This is a genomic window from Blastococcus sp. SYSU DS1021 (assembly GCF_054050995.1).
In genome coordinates this window covers 19,657-35,644 of sequence record NZ_JBJHAL010000036.1, presented here as the reverse complement: position 1 = coordinate 35,644, position 15,988 = coordinate 19,657, and the positions used below count along the sequence as shown (strand labels likewise).

Genomic DNA, 15,988 nt, shown 5'->3' with positions numbered 1-15,988 from the left:
CCGGGCGGCGCGCCGCCCGGCCCGCGCCCCTCAGTCCAGGTCGGCCTGCCACAGGTCGGGGCCGAACACCTCGTACTGGATGTCCTGCGCCGGGATGCCGCGGTCGAGGAGCGTGCTCCGCACGGCCTGCATGAACGGCAGCGGTCCGCACAGGTAGTAGACGGCGCCCCACGGCAGGTCGACCTGCGACAGGTCCATCTGCCCGGCGTGCACGCCGTCGACCGGCAGCGAGCACTCGGCGCCCCGCTCGAACCAGACGTGAGCCGAGGCGTTGGGCAGCGTCGCCACGTCGCCGAGCACCTGCTGCCGCAGCGCCCAAGAGGCCTCGTCCACGTCGGCGTGCCACAGCCGGACGTCGAGGCCGGAGCCGGCGTGGGCGAGGTGCGAGAGCATCCCGGCCATCGGGGTGATGCCGATGCCGGCGCTGACGAAGACCACCGGCCGCCCGGAGTCGTCGAGGACGACGTCGCCGAACGGCACCGACAGCTCCAGCCGGTCGCCCACGCCGATCGAGTCGTGCAGCAGGTTGGAGACCTCGCCGTCGGGCTTGCCGCCGCCGTGCACCCGCTTGACGGAGAACTGGCGGTGCTCGCCGTCGTCGGCGCGGGTCAGGCTGTACTGCCGGGGCTGGCGGACGCCGTCGGGCATGATCGGCCGCACCGTCACGTACTGGCCCGGCAGGGAACTCTTCACCAGCCGGTCGTCGACCCGCCGGACCCGGAAGGTGACGACGTCGTCGGTCTCGCGGGCCTTCTCCGCGACCTCCCACTGCCGCCAGACGGTCTCGGGCCGCACCCCGCGGGCGCTGTAGAGGCCGCGCTCCTGGTTGATCAGCGCGTTGGCCATCAGCCAGTAGACCTCGTCCCAGGCGGCGGCCACCTCGGGCGTGACGGCGTCGCCCAGGACGTCGGCGATGGCCCAGAAGAGGTGGTCGTGGACCACCTGGTACTGCTCGGGCTTGATCCCCAGCGAGGTGTGCTTGTGCGCGATCCGGCTCATCAGGTGCTCGGGGAGCCGGTCGGGGTGGTTCACCAGCGCGCTGGCGAACACCGCGACGGAGCCGGCCAGCGCGACCTGCTGGGTGCCCTCGGCCTGGTTGCCGCGGTTGAACGTGCCGTCGAACAGCTCCGGGTGCTCTCCGAACAAGTGCGCGTAGAACCGGCGCGCGATCTCCTGGATGTTCTCCGCGACGGCCGGCAGCGTGGCCTGGACGACGGGTGCGGACCTGTCGGACAGCATGCGGACTTCCTTCCCCCTGGATTCTGCGGTTGCGCGGCCCACGTTAGGCAACACGGGGTGTCGGGGCAGGTCAGGAACGGGACCGGAGGGGTCCCTCGCGCCGTATGGTCACCGCCCCGGGCGCGGAACCAGCTCGTCCGATGAGTGGCAGGAGCGCGTACGGATGTCGGCGCAGGAGGGCTCGGCTCCGCTGGTCGGTGCGAGCCCGGCTGCGTCGGAGACCCGGTTGGCGCACGCGTTCGTGCAGGCGGTCGACGCGCTGCTGTGCATCGTCGACGGCGAGGGCCGCATCCTGCTCTCCAACCCCGCGCTGCAGCGCTTCACCGGCCGCACGGGTGAGGACCTGGTGGGGCGCCGGTTCTGGGACGTGTGGGTCATCCCCGACGACGTGCCGCACGCCGAGGAGGCCGTGCGGCGGGCGATGGCCAGCGGGAAGGCCTACCCGCAGGAGGCCGACTGGATCGACGCCCGGGGCGGACTGCGGCGGGTGACCATGCGCAACACCGTCCTCCTGGACGACGAGGGGCAGCCCTACGCGATCGCCTGCGTCGGGCTCGACGTCACCGAGGAGCGGGCCCGGGAGGCGCGGCTGCACGAGCAGACCCGCACCGACCTGCTCACCGGCGTGGCCAACCGCGGGGCGCTGTTCGACGTGCTGGGCCTGCGGCTGCAGACGGGCGGGTGCGGGCTGCTCTTCTGCGACCTCGACGACTTCAAGACGGTCAACGACGAGTACGGGCACGGCGTGGGCGACCGCTTGCTCGTCGAGGCGGCGACGCGGCTGGTCGAGGTGGCCGGCGCCGAGCACCTGGTGGCGCGCTTCGGTGGCGACGAGTTCGTGATCGTGTGCCCGGCCGGCAACGAGGCGACGCTGGCCGACCTGGCACGTCGCGTGGTCATCCGGCTGGGTGCGCCCTTTCCCGGCCCGGACGGGCCGCTGCGGATCGGGGTGAGCGTCGGGGCGGCGATCGGGCGCCCGGGGGAGCCGGCCGACGACGTCGTCGCCCGCGCCGACCGCGCCATGTACGGCGCGAAGAGCTCCCAGCGGCGGCGGGCGCCGCGGCAGTGGTGAGCCGGCGGCGATGAGTTCCGCGGGCGGCGGGTGTCCAACCCGCGAACCCACTCACGCAAGGAGCACCCCATGCGCCCGCTCGTCGTCACCACGTTCCTGACCCTCGACGGGGTCATGCAGGCACCCGGAGGGCTGGGCGAGGACCCGTCGGGGGGCTTCCGCCACGGTGGCTGGCTCGTGCCGTTCTTCGACGAGGACATGGGCGCCCAGATGGAGGCGTGGTTCGCCCCGGCCGAGGACTTCCTCCTGGGCCGTGGCACCTACGAGATCTTCGCCGCGCACTGGCCGAAGGTGCCCACGGAAGGCGACCCGGTCGGCACGGCGCTCAACACGAAGACCAAGCACGTGGCGTCGCGGACCTCGACCTCGCTGGACTGGGACACCGCGCGGTTGCTCGACGGCGATGTGCCGTCGGCCGTGCGGGATCTCACGAACCGGGACGGCGGTGAGCTGCAGGTGCACGGCTCGGCGGGGCTGGTGCACACGCTGTTGCAGGAGGACCTCGTGGACGAGCTCCGGCTGATCACGTTCCCGGTCGTGGTCGGTGAGGGCAAGCGGCTGTTCCCGGGTGGTGCCGCGCCGCGCACCTGGCGGCTGGTGTCGTCGACGGTGACGACGACCGGCGCCGTGATGGCCGCCTACCGGCGGGTGGGCGGACTGGCGACCGGGGACCTGACGCTGCCGGAGTGAGCGGACGGCGGGGGGTTCCACGTGGAACCCCCCGCCGGGCCGGCTCAGGGCCAGGAGCCGGCGGGTGTGCTGCGGCCGAGCTCGGTGGGGGCCAGGGTGGTGTACGCGCCGGGGCCCTCCTCGAGCCACACGTCAGGCCGGCTCAGCAGCTCCCGCGCGGCGTCGGGCGGCAGCAGCGGCAGATCGCTGATGCGCCGTCGCTCCGGGTCCCCTGCCGGCGTTGCGCTGTCGTCGCGCAGCTCGAGCAGCCCGGCGTCGAACCACCGCAGCAGCTGGTCGGAGCAGGCGCGGCCGTCCAGCTGCCCCCAGTCGGTGCCCGCGTCGTCGACGAACTCGCCGTCGACGATGTCGAGGAGCCAGTGGTCCTCGTGGGCGGCGATGAGCAAGGGCTCCCGCACCGCTGCAGGCTCGGGGCCGGCGACCGCTCGTGACCGCTCGCGGGTGCGCCGCCGCCGCCCGTCCGACACCATGCCGGGGATCTCCGGCTCCTCGTCCCGCCGTCGCGCCAACCACCTGAACACGTCCGCACCTCCTGGCGGGTGATCATGCCGGAGCGCGGCGGCCGCGGGGGCCCGTCGCCGGCACCTGTGGACTCAGGCCGCGGCGCCGGGGAGGCGCGCGATCCCGGCCTCCGGGGCGGCGAGCAACGCGTCCAGCGGCGCGCCCCCCCTCCCGGCTGAGCGCCTTCAGCAGCCCGTGCCGGGTGGCGAAGCCGGAGCTCTGCATCGCCGCTGGGACGTCGCCCGCCGGCAGCCGCGGGTCAGTAGGCGACGGTGAACCGCGCCCGCCGGTGGGCCGGCCGGTCGATCTCGTCGACCAGGGCACGCGCGAAGTCGGCGCCGCCGATGAACGACTCGCCCTGGTCGTCGGTGAGCAGCACGTCGCCGCCCACGCGGTAGGTGCCCCGGGGCTCGCCGGGGGCGAAGGCCCCGAACGCCGCGGGCGGGCACACGTAGAACCAGTCCAGCCCGTCGGTCGCCACCAGGTCGTCGAGGACCGCGGCCATCTCGAGGCTCTCCGGGCGGTACTCGGCGGGGAACCCGGGGGTGTCGAACAGGCGCGGTCCGCCCTCGGTCACCTGCAGCGAGCCGGCACCGCCGATCACGCCCAGGCGGACGCCGGCCTGCTCGGCCTCGGCGGCGAGCGCGGCCACGCCACCGTGAACAGCGCCGGCCATGTCCCCGCGGGGGGCGACGGCGACCACGACGACGTCGGAGCTCTCCAACGCCGCGCGGCGGGTGGCCGCGTCCAGCAGCGAGCCCTGCACGTAGGTCGCGCCGTCCACCCTCTGGTCGGGGAGGCTGCGGCTGTAGGACGTCACTGCGTGGCCCCGCCCCGCGGCCTCGGCCACCAGGTGCCCACCCGCGTAGCCCGTGCCACCGAACACACCGATCCGTGCCATGTCGTCTCCTCCGTGCTGGTCGATCCGTCGGACCCGGCAACCAGAGGATGTAGTTGAGCATTCCACCAACAGGCGCCAGGCGTCCCGGGCGTGGCCGGCGGGGTGGCGGACGAGGGCCGGGCGAGGAAGTGTGTCCATGATCCGTTCCGGTCGCGACGACGGCGTCGCCCACGACGAGGAGGGTTCATGGCCGAGGTCCACGGCAGGTGCGACGAGCGGTTCGCGGGAGTGCGCGAGGCGCTGGCGCAGCAGCTGGACGGCGAGGAGCTCGGCGCCTCGGTCGCCGTCGACCTGGACGGTGACACCGTCGTCGACCTGTGGGGCGGCTACCGCGACGAGGCCCGCACCCTGCCGTGGTCGGAGCACACGATCGTCAACGTCTGGTCGACGACGAAGTGCGTGGTCGCGCTGGCCGCGCTGATCCTCGCCGACCGCGGCGAGCTGGACCTCGACGCTCCGGTGGGCGACTACTGGCCGGAGTTCTGCGCGAAGGGGAAGAAGGACGTGCGGGTGCGGCAGCTGCTGTCGCACACCTCCGGCGTCTCCGGCTGGGAGCAGCCCTTCTCGATCCGCGACATGTACGACTGGCCCTCGGCCACCGAGCGGCTGGCGCAGCAGCGGCCGTGGTGGGAGCCCGGGACGGCGGCGGGCTACCACGCCAACAACCAGGGGCACCTGGTCGGCGAGGTGATCCGGCGGATCACGAACACGACGTTCAAGAAGTTCGTGGCCGACACCATCGCCGACCCGCTGGGCGCGGACTTCCAGATCGGCGCGCGGGAGTCGGAGGTGACCCGCATCGCGCCGGTGGTGCCCCCGCCGCCCCCGGACGTCGATCCGCGCACCCTCGACCCCGAGTCGGTCGCGGTGAAGACCTTCACCGGCCCGACGGCGTCGGCCAAGGCGGCCAACTCCCCGCAGTGGCGGGCCGCGGACCTCGGCGCGCTCAACGGGCACTCCAACGCCCGCGGCGTTCTGCGGGTGCTGCGGATCCTCTCGCTGGGCGGCGAGGCCGGCGGAGTGCGGCTGCTGTCCCCCGAGACGGTGGACAAGGTGTTCGAGGTGCAGGCCGACGGCGTGGACCTGGTGCTCGGCGCGCCGTTCCGGTGGGGGACGGGCTTCTGCCTGGGCTCGCCGACCGTGCCGTACGTGCCGGCGGGCCGGACCTGCTTTTGGGGCGGCTGGGGCGGCTCGCTGGCGGTGATGGACCTCGACCGGCGGCTGACGATCACCTACATGATGAACAAGATGGGCAGCGGCCTGATCGGCTCGCCCCGCAGCGAGGCCTACGTGCGGGCCGTCTACGACGCACTGGGCTGATGGAGCTCGACGACGTCCTGCCGCGGCCGGAGCACGTCACCCGGCAGGCGCGCTGGATCGCCGCGGAGCCGGCCGCCGTCTGGGACGCGCTGCACGCCGTCCGGGTCTCCGGGCTGCCGGTGACGCTGGTGCTGAGCGCCGCGCGGTTCCTGCCGGTGGTGCTGGCCGGGCGCGGCGTCGGGCAGCTGCACGACCGGCCCTTCCTCGACGCGCTGCCCGTGCCCCTGCTGGCATCGGACGAGCCGCGGTCGGTGGTGTTCGGTGGTGCGCTGCAGCCCTGGCGGCTGGACGGCGGCGACGACGGGCCGGTGCTCGACGCGGAGGAGTTCCGCCGCTTCACGCAGCGCGGCTGGGTCAAGGCGGCGATCGACTTCCGGCTGACGCCCCGGGGCAGCGGCACGGAGCTCAGCTCGGAGACCCGGGTGTCGTCGACCGACGCCGTGACCCGGCGCCGCTTCGCCCGCTACTGGCGGCTGATCCGGCCGGGCAGCACCGCGGTCCGGTGGGAGGTGCTGACCGCGGTCGAGCTGGCGGCGACCGGCCGGCTGCCCTGAGCGCGCCCCCGCGGCCCGATGTGTGCACGAACCGTCGTCTCCGCCGCCCGGAGGGATCGGTGCGCGCACATCCGGCCGAACCGGTCAGGCGGCGGTGCGCTCGCCATCGAGCACCCGCTCGGCGGCCTCGGCCAGACCCGGGCCGCTGAGCGCGTCCAGCGCGGCCGGCCGGCCGGTCGCCAGGAGCAGCAGATCGCCCACGGGGCCGTGCACCTCCCGGCAGCCCGCGCCGGCGGCCCAGTCGACGTCGGTCGCCACGAACCGCAGCCCGGCGAACCTTCGCTCGGGGCGGCCGTAGAACCCGCTGCGCCACACGTGGTCGAGGGCGGGGACGACCCGGTCGGGGCGCATCGCCCGGCGCAGCCCGAGCGGGCGGGCGATGTCCTGGCCGTGCACGAGGACGTCGGTGAGCGGGTCGAGGGGCGAGCTCAACGGCACCCGGTGGTCGACGGCGGCGGTGGCCCTGAGCAGGGCGATCAGCTCGGCCGGGGGGTGCTCGGCCGAGATCTCGTGCGCCCACATCAGCTCCGTGCGGTCGAAGTCGCCGCGGGCGAGCACCGCGTGGGCCAGCGTGGCGCGCAGCGTCTGGCGGTGGGCGAGCGTCAGGTGGGCGAGGACGTGGTGCACCGTCCAGCCCCGGCAGAGCGAGGGGGTGGCCCAATCGCGCTCGTCGAGGGTCTCGAGGTCGTCGCACAGGTCGAGCCGCTCGGCGGCGACGGCGGCGAGCATCGCCACCCGGGGGCGCTTCGGCATGGTTCTCCTCGTGGTCGGCGTCTGCGCAGGCGCAGGGCAGACCGGGGGAGCACCGGGAACTGAGCGGTCAGCCGGTGGGGACGTCGAGGAGGGCGTCGGTCCCGCGCCGGGAGACCGCACACAGCGCGTCGATCCGCCGCCGCCGGCTCCAGCGCCGCAGCACGGGGTGGCGCACCGGCGGGCCGCTGGAGCCGGCCCCCGGCCGCGGCGCGACCCTGCGGGCGGCGCCGGGCCTCCGTAGCCTCGGTGCATGGACGCCACCGACCTCCTGGCCCTGCGCGCCGACGAGCGCGCCGCCCTCGTGCTCGTCGGCCTGCGGGGCGACTGGTAGCCCTACTGCTGCGCCCAGGCGGTCCGCCTGGCCCGGTCCCTGTCCCGCCTCGCCGACGCCGGCGCCGAGGTGGTGCTCGCCTCCGTCGATCCGCCGGAGGTGCAGCTGGCGATGAACCGCACCTGGCACCTGCCGTTCCGCTGGGTCAGCGACCCGGGCGGCGAGCGCCTGGCCAAGCCGCTCGGCGCGTGGGACGAGGACGCCTCGATCTTCCGGCCGGTCGTCGTCGCGGTGGCGCCGGACGGGCGGGGGGTGTTCCACGAGCTGTCCCGGGACTTCACCGACCGGACCGACGACGAGCCCGTGCTCGCCGCGGTCGAGGAGCTCGGGCTCGACCCGGTGCCCGTGGTGGAGTGGGCGCCGGAGGGCGTGGAGCCGCAGCCGTCGAAGCGGGCGTTCAAGCCCTCGTCGTTCATCCCGTACTTCCGCGCGATCCGGTTCAACACGATGGCGCTGAGCGAGCGGATGGTCGACGAGCGGGACCGCGAGCAGCTCGTGACCGAGCAGCGGATGGCCGAGTCGTTCCTGGCCGCCTTCGACGAGTGGCGCGCGGAGCACCCGCCGGACGGCCGCTGACCTCGCCGGCGGGCCGGCCCCGGGGGCGGTCGGCCGACCGGGTGCTCAGGTGCCGGGCTGGCGCGGGGACCGGGTGAGCGCCAGCACGCTGCCCGCGAGGCCGATGAGGGCGACGGCGATCCCGACGCTGACCCAGCCGAAGGTGTCCCAGTAGACGTCCTCGAGCTGGATCAGCAGCGCCGCCTCGTCGACGACCAGGGCCAGCCCGATGCCGTAGCCCAGCCCCATCGCGCTGCGCACCTTCGGGCTCCGGTCGCCCAGGCCCAGGAACCCGATCAGCGCCAGCAGCAGGATGCCCCAGACGTAGTGGTGCAGGTGGACCCCGCCAACCTCGACGTCACCGAGGCCGGCGATGTCGACGTCGATGTGGATGAGCCAGGTGAGCAGGCGCAGCAGCACGAACGTCGCGGTGAACCCCCACCAGGCGAGGACGTAGCCGCGGCGGGTGGCGGCCACCTCGCGGAGCCGGTGCGGCCGCCGGTGCGTCGTCGTCTCGTCCACGGGGCGGAGGCTACGGGGCCGGTAGCGGCCCGTGCCCGGGCTCGGAGCCGTCGGGGACGTGGCGCTCGGTCCCGGCGCCCACCGGCTCGCCGCAGACGTCGCACACCCACGAGGCGGTGATGCGGTGCCCGTGGTGGCGCAGCTCGGCCGGGGGCGCGTCGGCGACGTGGCGGTCGCCCCACTGCATGAGCGCCTGCAGCACCGGCAGCAGGTCGCGGCCCGCTCGGGTCAGGTGGTAGTCCGAGCGCGGCGGGTTCCGGCTGTACTCCCGCCGCTCCAGCACCCCGGCGTCCACCAGGGCGGTCAGCCGGGCGGCCAGCCGTTCCCTCGGCGCGCCGGTGCCGCGCAGGATCTCGCTGAACCGGTGCGCACCCAGCGACACCTCGCGCACGACGAGCAGTGCCCATCGGTCACCGACGACGTCGAGTGCGCCCGCGATGGAGCAACGCCGGCCCGGGAGCTCGTCCAGTCGCGTCGTCATGGCACCAGGTTCGCATACCGAACCAACTGGTGTAGCGTCCCGGCCCAGTCGGTTCGGAGGTCGAACCACAGTTCCGCCGAGAGGACCCCATGACCCTCGCCACCGGCCGCCGGCTCGTCTTCGACCCCAGCTGGCGGTCGTTCACCCACACGCAGGGCGGCCTGGTCGTCGGCCACCTGCTCGCCGCCGCCGCCGAGCTCGCCGGGGCGCCGCCCCGCGCGGTGACCGCGCACCTGCTCGGCGGGGTCGCCGCCGACGTCGAGGCGGTGGTCGCGGCGACGGCCGACCGGCTCGGCCGCACCGGGAGCGTGCGCAGCGAGCTGGCGCAGGACGGCGCCCTGCGGGCGGTGGCGCAGGTGCTCACCCTCGCGCGACCGGCGTCCCCGGGCGTCGAGCACTGGCCGCCGGTGGAGCTGCCGCTGGTCGTCGACGGCGTTCCGTTCGAGCTGCCGCGCGAGTACGTGCCGGTCGCCGAGCACACCGAGATCCGGGCGCTGGACGCGTCGCGACCGCTGGCCGGCGGCACCGAGCCCCGGCTGCACGCCTGGGTGCGCATCCGGGGCGGGGAGCTGGAGCCGCTGGTGCAGCTGGGCGTGCTCCTCGACGCGCTGCCGCCGTCGCTGTTCGCCGTCCGCACCGTGCCGGCGGCGATGCCCACGGTCGAGCTGACCGCGCACCTGGCGGGTCCGGCGCCGGCGCCCGGGGCGTGGGTGCGGGTCGACCAGCGCACGGTCTGGTGCGACGACGACGCAGCCGTCGACGACGTGGAGCTGCGGGCCGAGGACGGTTCGCTCGTCGCCCGCGGTCGGCAGACCCGGCGGCTCCTCGGTCCCTGAGCCGCCCGGCCGGAACCGCTCAGGCGGTCCGCGGAGCCCGCCCCGGGGGCCCGGCGACGGAGGGGCGCTGCCGGCGCACCTCGGCCAGAAACGCCACCGGGTCGTCGGCGAACAGCCGGACGGTGCGCACCTCGCCGGTGAGCTCCGGCAGGCGGACGACGACGGGCCGGTCGAGCACGATGTCGACGTTCGTCTGGTCGTGCATCCACAGCTGGAGGGTGGCCGCGCCGTCGTCACCCCGGGCGAACCGCGGCGCCTTCTCCGGCCGCGTCCGCGACCGCCGGGCCACGGAGCCGATCACGTCCCACGGCACCTGGAGGTCGACGTCGGTCGAGAACCGGACGGTGATGCCCTCCGGGCCCACGGCGTGCGGCCGGGTGACCAGCCCCGCGAGGTAGCCGAACATCCACACCAGGCCCCAGATGCCGAGCGCGAGCAGGGGGTAGCGGACCAGCGGCCAGCGCTGGGTGAGGACGTCGACGGCGACCAGCTCGATCGCGGACACCACGATGAACGTGATGATCACCGGCAGCACCACCCGGTGGTAGGGAAAGGCGGTCGCCCCGGCCGGCACCCGGGGGCGGCGCAGCGCGAACCGGGAGAGGCTCTGCCAGACCCCGACCTCCAGCTGGACCGCGCGCGTCCCCAGGTACCGGAGGCGCTGCCGGCCCGTGCGCCGTTCGGGGGCGGTCACGACCGGGCTCCCGGGTTCATCAGCTCGTGCAGCCGGGCGGCGATGGTGTCCAGGTCGGTGCGGAACCGCTCCAGCCGGTCGGCGTCGAAGCCGGCCACCAGGTGCGCAGCGATCCGGCGGTGGTCGGCGTCCATCTGCCCGGTTGCCCGGGCGCCCAGCTCGGTGAGGGTCACCAGCGTGATCCGCCGGTCGGTGGGGTGGGGCTCGCGGCGGACGTACCCGCGCTCCTCCAGTGCGTCGACCAGGCCGGTGATGTTCCGCGGGGTGACGCCGAGCGCCGTCGCCAGCGCGCGCTGGCTGGACGGGCCGCGGCTGTGCACCTCCCAGAGGAGGTGGGTGCGGGCCGGGGTGAGCCCGGCCGGTTCCAGCTCGCGCGCCATGTCGTCCTGCACGAGCAGCGCGATCTCGAGCAGGCGATCGAAGACTCGCACGTCCGGGGACATCTTGTGAAGCTACTACACGATTACCTTACTGCACAGTCTCAGTCCTCCAGCAGGCCGGCCTCGTGGGCGAGGATCGCGGCCTGGGTGCGGTTGGTCAGGTCCAGCTTGGTGAGCAGCCGCGAGACGTAGGTCTTCACCGTCGCCTCGCTGACGAACAGCCGACGGGCCAGCTCGGCGTTGGGCTCGCCGGTGCCCAGTAGCGCGAGCACCTCCCGCTCGCGGTCGGAGAGCGTCCCGACCCGGTTGAGCGCCTCGGCCCGGCGCGGCGCGGCGCGGCGGTCGACGTAGGAGTCGATGAGTGCGGCGGTCACCTTGGGGGAGAGGGTCGCGGTGCCGTCGGCGACGGCACGCACCGCGGCGGCGATCTGCCGCGGCGGAGTGTCCTTGAGCAGGAAGCCGGCGGCGCCGGCCGCGAGCGCCGCGTACACGTACTCGTCGAGGTGGAAGGTCGTGAGGACGGCGACCTGTGGCGGATCCGACAGTGCCAGGATCCGCTTGGTCGCCTCCAGCCCGTCCAGCACGGGCATGCGGATGTCGGTCAGGACGACGTCGGGCCGCAGCTCGCGGGCCGCCCGGACGCCCGCCGCGCCGTCCGCTGCCTCGCCGACCACCTCGAACCCGCCGGCCGACTCCAGCACCGTCCGCAGCCCGAAGCGCACCAGCTCCTCGTCGTCCACCAGCAGCACTCGGACCGGACGGCTGATCTCGTTCCCGGCCAGCTCCCGCCCCTGTTCACTCATGCCGGCAGCACCGCCTCGATCGCGAAGCCGCCGTCCAGCCGGGGTCCGGCCGTCAACCCGCCGCCGAGGGTGCGCACCCGCTCAGCCAACCCCACCAGGCCGTATCCGCCACCGGGAACGTCCCCGGCGGGTCGCGCCGGCGATCCGTTGACCACGCGCACGACGAGCTGTCCGTCCGGCCGCTCGACGGCCACTCGCACGTGCGACCCGGGCGCGTGCTTGCCGGCGTTGGTGAGCGCCTCCTGCACGATCCGGTAAGCGGCCCGGCCGACGGCGGGGTCGATGGCTTCCGTGACCTCGGGCGGGCCGGCGAGCTCCACGGCCATGCCCGCCTCGGTGGCCTGGGCGATCAGGCGGGGCAGGTCCTCCAGACCCGGTTGCGGGCCGAGCGGCGCGGCCTCGTCGACCTCCTCGGCCCGGAGCACCCCGACCATCTGGCGCAGCTCCTCCAGGGCCCGCCGGCCGGCGGTCTGCACCTGGTCGGCCAGCTGCTCCACGCGCTCGGGATCGCGGGCGGCCATCTCGATGGCGCCCGCCTGCAGCACCATGAGGCTCACCCGGTGGCCGACGGCGTCGTGCATCTCGCGGGCGATGCGTGTCCGCTCGGTGAGGACGGCGTCGCGCGCCAGCAGCTCCCGCTCGGTCTCCGCCTTCTCGGCCCGGTCGCGGAGGACGAGCAGCAGTTCCTCGCGGGCGCGCACCCAGGCGCCGATCACGCCGGGGAGCAGCAGGACGAGCGCGGCGACGGCGAGCATCACGGCGAGCTCCACGAGCGGCTCCCCCGTCCAGGGCCGCACCACGGCGATCGTCCCGACGAGGGCGGCCACGAGCCGGCGCTGCAGGCGGCCTTCGTAGCGGCCGACCGCGTAGGCGGAGACCGACAGCGCGGTGGCGACCGCGGGCGCCAGCGCCGTCACCAGCGCACTGGTCAGGAAGACCAGCAGCGGGGCCCGCCGGCGGCGCAGGAGCAGGAGCACGGCGAGCGCGACGCCGGCCGGGAACAGCACCGGGGGCGGTAGCACACCGGTGTCGTCGCCCGTCGCGAGGGCGACCGAGACCAGGGACAGCAGGGCCAGCGTGAACTCGAGGGCGACGCCGCTGCGGTTCAGGCCGGGCCACAGTCGCTCCCGCAGCCTCATGCGGCAGAGCGTATTTCGGCTGGACCGGCCGGTGGGTCGCCCGGGAGTGGATCGCCGGCGTCAACTTTCGGATGACGAGGTCGCATCGTCCGTCGTCCGAGGTCGAGGCCTGCGGCCGACGCGCTGACCAGGGCCTTCTCGGCAGGTTTGTGCCGTCCCCACAACCCGGAGGTTCCCATGATCGCGGTCAGCGGCTTGACCAAGAGGTACGGCGACCAGACCGTCGTCGACGACGTCTCCTTCACCCTGGAGCCCGGCTCGGTGACCGGCTTCCTCGGCCCGAACGGCGCCGGCAAGACCACCACGATGCGGATGCTGACCGGCCTCGTGCCGGCGACCGCCGGAACGGCGACCGTGGACGGTCACCCCTACGCCGACCTGGCCAACCCGGGCGCCGTCATGGGCACCCTGCTCGACGCCTCGGCCGTGCACCCGGGACGCACCGGGGCGACCCACCTGCGGCTGCTGGCCGCGGTGATCGGGGTGCCGGGCTCGCGGGTGGACGAGGTGCTGGGCCTGGTCGGGCTGGGCCACGCGGCCGGGCGGCGGATCGGCGGCTACTCCCTCGGCATGCGGCAGCGGCTCGGCATCGCCGGCGCGCTGCTGGCCGATCCGCCGGTGCTCGTGTTCGACGAGCCGGCCAACGGGCTGGACCCGGAGGGCATCCGGTGGATGCGCGACCTGCTGCGCGGGCACGCTGCCCGGGGCGGCACCGTGCTGCTCTCCTCGCACCTGCTGGGCGAGGTCGAGCACACCGTCGACCGGCTGCTGGTGATCGACCGCGGGCGGATCGTCGCCGACGGTCCGGTCGCCACCCTGCTCGCCGGGGAGGGCGTCGTCGTCCGGGCCCGGGACGCCGCGGCCTTCGCGACCGCCTTGACGGCGGCCGGGTTCCACGTGGAACCCGGGGACGGCGGGGCACTGGTGGTGACCGGCGCCGATGTCGCGGACGTCGGGGCGGTCGCCGCTTCCGGTGGCCACGTGCTGACCGACCTGCGACCGGTCCAGCGCGACCTCGAGGCCCTGTTCTTCCAGCTCACCCACGCTTCCTGATCGCCCGACCGCACCCTTCGGAGGAACCCGAGATGACCGACGTCCTGACCCTCGACCCGCACTCCCATGTCCGCAGTTCGGTGCGCCGGACCGCTCCGTCACTGCCGGCGCTGACGGCGCTGGAGATCCGCAAGTCCCTGTCCACCCGGTCCGGCAAGGCGCTCGCCGTCGCCGCGGCCTTGGTCGGCCCGGCCGCGATGGCCCTCATGGGCATCGCGGCGGGGGAGGAGTTCCCGTTCGTCGACGGGCCGCTCGGCGCGGTCGGCGTGATGACCGGCATGCTGCTGCTCGCGCTGGGGGTGCTGTCGACCGCGGGAGAGTGGACCCATCGGACCGCGGAGACGACATTCCTGCTCGTGCCGCACCGCGGCCGGGTGCTGGCCGCCAAGACGGGTGCGCTGGCGTTGCTCGGGGTGGTGCTGGCCGCGGTGGGTGCGGCCCTGTCAGTGCTCGTGCTGCTGGGCATCGTTCCCGAGACGGCGTCGTGGGACGGCGCCGGGCGGGCCGTGCTCGCCGTGATCGGGGCCGGCGCGGTGTTCGCGGTGACCGGCGCCGGCCTGGGTGCTGCCGTCGGCAACAGCGCGGCCGCGCTGACCGGGGTGTACCTGCTGGTGCTCGGGGCGCTGCCGATCGTGCGGCTGTGGAGCGCCGACGTGGCCGAGTGGCTGGACCCCACCAGCGCCACCATGTCGCTGGCCACGGGGTCGCCGGAGGTGCGGCCCGTCCTGGTGCTGGTCGGCTGGGTGGTCGTCACCTCGGTGGTCGGCCACCTGCTCACTCGGCGGCGTCCCGTCGGCTGACGGATGCTGCCGGGGCCCTGGTGCGCCGGCCCCGCCCCGACCGGTTGTCGGGGCGGGGCCGGCGCGTTCGGTGCTGCCCGCGTCAGGCGGGGCGCGGCTGCTCGTCGTCCGGGGCCGGCCGGTGCCAGCCCTGCTGGATCGAGGCGCGACAGCGCGCGGGCTCGTCCCCGCTGGCGGTGAACAGCGCGCCGAGCAGGAAGCGCCCGTGGTCGAGGGCCTCGCGCGGCAGCGGGCCGGTGGCGACCAGCGAGACCAGCCCATGGCCGATGGTCCAGCTCTGGACGGCCAGCTCGAGGGGGTCGACATCGGCGCGGAAGCGGCCGGCGTCCCGGCCCCGGTGGGCGGCCCGGACCAGGTGCTCGAGGGTGGCGTCGGCCGCCGGGAGGTCCTCCAGGTCGACGCTCGCGTCGAACATCACGCGGTACAGGTCGGGGTGGGTGAGGGCGTGGTCCAGGTAGGCCGCCGCCAGGGCGGTCAGGTCGCGCACCGGGTCGGCCGACGTCGGCACCGTCGCCAGGCGGGCGTCCAGCCGGGTGAAGCCCTCCTGGCGGAGCGCCTGCCACAGGCCCTCCATGCCGCCGAAGTGGGTGTAGACGGCCATCGTCGACACGCCGGTCCCGGCCACCAGGGAGCGCAGGGTGATCGGTTCGCGGGACCGCAGCATGACGGCGGCCCGTTCGATCAGCTGGATGCGGACCGCCGGGTCCTTCGGGCGAGCCACAGGGGGACCGTACATGGCATAACGCTGCTATGTTTCGACCGGCCCGGATGCTCCGGGCGCCACGAGCGAGGAGTGAGCATGGCCATCACCCTGCTGAACCCGAGCGGGCTGCCGACGCCCGACGTCTACCACCAGGTCGCGGTCGCGACCGGCTCGCGGCTGGTGTTCGTCGCCGGCCAGGTCGCCGTCGACGCCACGGGCGAGAAGGTCGGCGTGGGCGACTTCGCGGCCCAGGTCGAGCAGGCGTTCCTCAACGTCGGCACCGCCCTGGCCGCGGCCGGGGGGACCTTCGCCGACGTCGCCAGGCTGACCGTCTACGTCGTCGACTGGAGCCTGGAGAAGATGCCCGCCTTCATGGAAGGCCTGTCCCGGGCGGCGGCGACGCTGGGCGTCGCCTCGGCCGCGCCGGCCTCGATGATCGGGGTCTCGGTCCTCTTCGATCCCGACTTCCTGGTCGAGATGGAGGCCACCGCGGTCCTGGACTGAGGTCGGGCCGCTTCACGCCGGGCGCCCGGCGTTCCCGCGGGGAACGCCGCCCCGGCGGACGCCAATTCGCTGGACAGGCGCGCCGGATGATCACCAGGGTTCCTGCCATGGCCACCGAGGTGACGATCCGGAACTACCGCCGCGAGGACTGGGCGGC

19 protein-coding genes and 1 pseudogene are annotated in these 15,988 nt (G+C 74.6%); 9 read left to right on the top strand and 11 right to left on the bottom strand.

The genetic code is table 11. From position 1 onward, the window contains the following. Positions 1–30: 30 nt before the first annotated feature. A complete protein-coding gene (locus ACI8AP_RS20010) occupies positions 31–1,239 on the bottom strand; it encodes a globin domain-containing protein (protein ID WP_456591123.1) in 1,209 nt (402 codons plus the stop codon). 163 nt (positions 1,240–1,402) lie between these two features. Here ACI8AP_RS20010 and ACI8AP_RS20005 point away from each other — a divergent pair, with 163 nt between their 5' ends. After that, complete coding sequence (locus ACI8AP_RS20005; protein WP_456591122.1) at positions 1,403–2,311, top strand: GGDEF domain-containing protein; 909 nt, start codon at positions 1,403–1,405, stop codon at positions 2,309–2,311. A gap of 69 nt (positions 2,312–2,380) precedes the next feature. Continuing rightward, positions 2,381–3,001, top strand: a complete 621-nt coding sequence (locus ACI8AP_RS20000) for a dihydrofolate reductase family protein (protein WP_456591121.1) — start codon at positions 2,381–2,383, stop codon at positions 2,999–3,001. A 44-nt stretch (positions 3,002–3,045) separates the two neighbouring features. On the opposite strand, the gene ACI8AP_RS19995 is transcribed toward ACI8AP_RS20000, so the two are convergent. Both ACI8AP_RS19995 and ACI8AP_RS19990 read right to left on the bottom strand, forming a co-directional pair. After that, entirely contained in the window at positions 3,046–3,522 is a 477-nt protein-coding gene (locus tag ACI8AP_RS19995) for a hypothetical protein (RefSeq protein ID WP_456591120.1), read from the bottom strand. Between the two features lie 239 nt (positions 3,523–3,761). Further along, on the bottom strand, positions 3,762–4,403 hold the full coding sequence (locus ACI8AP_RS19990) for an NAD(P)-dependent oxidoreductase (protein WP_456591119.1): 642 nt from the start codon (positions 4,401–4,403) through the stop codon (positions 3,762–3,764). 186 nt (positions 4,404–4,589) lie between these two features. Here ACI8AP_RS19990 and ACI8AP_RS19985 point away from each other — a divergent pair, with 186 nt between their 5' ends. Both ACI8AP_RS19985 and ACI8AP_RS19980 read left to right on the top strand, forming a co-directional pair. Then, positions 4,590–5,723 (top strand): serine hydrolase domain-containing protein, encoded by a 1,134-nt coding sequence (locus tag ACI8AP_RS19985; protein ID WP_456591118.1) that lies wholly within the window; start codon positions 4,590–4,592, stop codon positions 5,721–5,723. Next, positions 5,723–6,277 (top strand): hypothetical protein, encoded by a 555-nt coding sequence (locus tag ACI8AP_RS19980; RefSeq protein ID WP_456591117.1) that lies wholly within the window; start codon positions 5,723–5,725, stop codon positions 6,275–6,277. Before ACI8AP_RS19985 ends, ACI8AP_RS19980 begins: the two co-directional genes overlap by 1 nt. An 84-nt stretch (positions 6,278–6,361) precedes the next feature. Here the strand turns inward: ACI8AP_RS19980 and ACI8AP_RS19975 are convergent, their stop codons facing one another. Beyond that, entirely contained in the window at positions 6,362–7,030 is a 669-nt protein-coding gene (locus ACI8AP_RS19975) for a maleylpyruvate isomerase family mycothiol-dependent enzyme (RefSeq protein WP_456591116.1), read from the bottom strand. Positions 7,031–7,373: 343 nt separating this feature from the next. On the opposite strand from ACI8AP_RS19975, the pseudogene ACI8AP_RS19970 reads away from it, so the two are divergent. Beyond that, positions 7,374–7,937, top strand: a pseudogene (locus ACI8AP_RS19970) (peroxiredoxin family protein); the annotation flags it as partial. Positions 7,938–7,982: 45 nt separating this feature from the next. Here the strand turns inward: ACI8AP_RS19970 and ACI8AP_RS19965 are convergent. Both ACI8AP_RS19965 and ACI8AP_RS19960 read right to left on the bottom strand, forming a co-directional pair. Continuing rightward, a complete protein-coding gene (locus ACI8AP_RS19965) occupies positions 7,983–8,438 on the bottom strand; it encodes a hypothetical protein (RefSeq protein ID WP_456591115.1) in 456 nt (151 codons plus the stop codon). Between the two features lie 10 nt (positions 8,439–8,448). Then, positions 8,449–8,919, bottom strand: coding sequence for a winged helix-turn-helix transcriptional regulator (locus ACI8AP_RS19960; protein WP_456591114.1), 471 nt, complete (start codon positions 8,917–8,919; stop codon positions 8,449–8,451). Between the two features lie 89 nt (positions 8,920–9,008). Between ACI8AP_RS19960 and ACI8AP_RS19955 the strand changes: the two genes are divergently transcribed. Further along, a complete protein-coding gene (locus ACI8AP_RS19955) occupies positions 9,009–9,755 on the top strand; it encodes a thioesterase family protein (protein ID WP_456591113.1) in 747 nt (248 codons plus the stop codon). Between the two features lie 19 nt (positions 9,756–9,774). Here ACI8AP_RS19955 and ACI8AP_RS19950 read toward each other — a convergent pair whose 3' ends face one another. Genes ACI8AP_RS19950 through ACI8AP_RS19935 form a run of 4 tightly spaced genes read right to left on the bottom strand, consistent with a single transcriptional unit; the run spans position 9,775 to position 12,771 of the window. Continuing rightward, complete coding sequence (locus tag ACI8AP_RS19950) at positions 9,775–10,449, bottom strand: hypothetical protein (protein ID WP_456591112.1); 675 nt, start codon at positions 10,447–10,449, stop codon at positions 9,775–9,777. Continuing rightward, positions 10,446–10,880: a MarR family winged helix-turn-helix transcriptional regulator gene (locus ACI8AP_RS19945; RefSeq protein ID WP_456591111.1), complete on the bottom strand. Its 435-nt coding sequence runs from the start codon at positions 10,878–10,880 to the stop codon at positions 10,446–10,448. Before ACI8AP_RS19945 ends, ACI8AP_RS19950 begins: the two co-directional genes overlap by 4 nt. A gap of 50 nt (positions 10,881–10,930) precedes the next feature. Further along, positions 10,931–11,632 carry a response regulator transcription factor gene (locus ACI8AP_RS19940; RefSeq protein WP_456591110.1) on the bottom strand — a complete coding sequence of 234 codons (702 nt, stop codon included), beginning with the start codon at positions 11,630–11,632 and terminating at the stop codon, positions 10,931–10,933. Continuing rightward, positions 11,629–12,771: a sensor histidine kinase gene (locus ACI8AP_RS19935; RefSeq protein ID WP_456591109.1), complete on the bottom strand. Its 1,143-nt coding sequence runs from the start codon at positions 12,769–12,771 to the stop codon at positions 11,629–11,631. The genes ACI8AP_RS19940 and ACI8AP_RS19935 overlap by 4 nt, the downstream gene beginning before the upstream one ends. A 177-nt stretch (positions 12,772–12,948) precedes the next feature. On the opposite strand from ACI8AP_RS19935, the gene ACI8AP_RS19930 reads away from it, so the two are divergent. Continuing rightward, positions 12,949–13,824 carry an ABC transporter ATP-binding protein gene (locus tag ACI8AP_RS19930; RefSeq protein WP_456591108.1) on the top strand — a complete coding sequence of 292 codons (876 nt, stop codon included), beginning with the start codon at positions 12,949–12,951 and terminating at the stop codon, positions 13,822–13,824. 32 nt (positions 13,825–13,856) lie between these two features. Further along, on the top strand, positions 13,857–14,624 hold the full coding sequence (locus ACI8AP_RS19925) for a hypothetical protein (RefSeq protein ID WP_456591107.1): 768 nt from the start codon (positions 13,857–13,859) through the stop codon (positions 14,622–14,624). Between the two features lie 82 nt (positions 14,625–14,706). Here the strand turns inward: ACI8AP_RS19925 and ACI8AP_RS19920 are convergent, their stop codons facing one another. Further along, the gene (locus ACI8AP_RS19920) at positions 14,707–15,345 is read right to left on the bottom strand and encodes a TetR/AcrR family transcriptional regulator (RefSeq protein WP_456591106.1); all 639 of its coding nucleotides are present in this window, start codon (positions 15,343–15,345) and stop codon (positions 14,707–14,709) included. Between the two features lie 78 nt (positions 15,346–15,423). Between ACI8AP_RS19920 and ACI8AP_RS19915 the strand changes: the two genes are divergently transcribed. Next, positions 15,424–15,831: a RidA family protein gene (locus ACI8AP_RS19915; RefSeq protein WP_456591105.1), complete on the top strand. Its 408-nt coding sequence runs from the start codon at positions 15,424–15,426 to the stop codon at positions 15,829–15,831. The last annotated feature ends 157 nt before the right edge of the window (positions 15,832–15,988 follow it).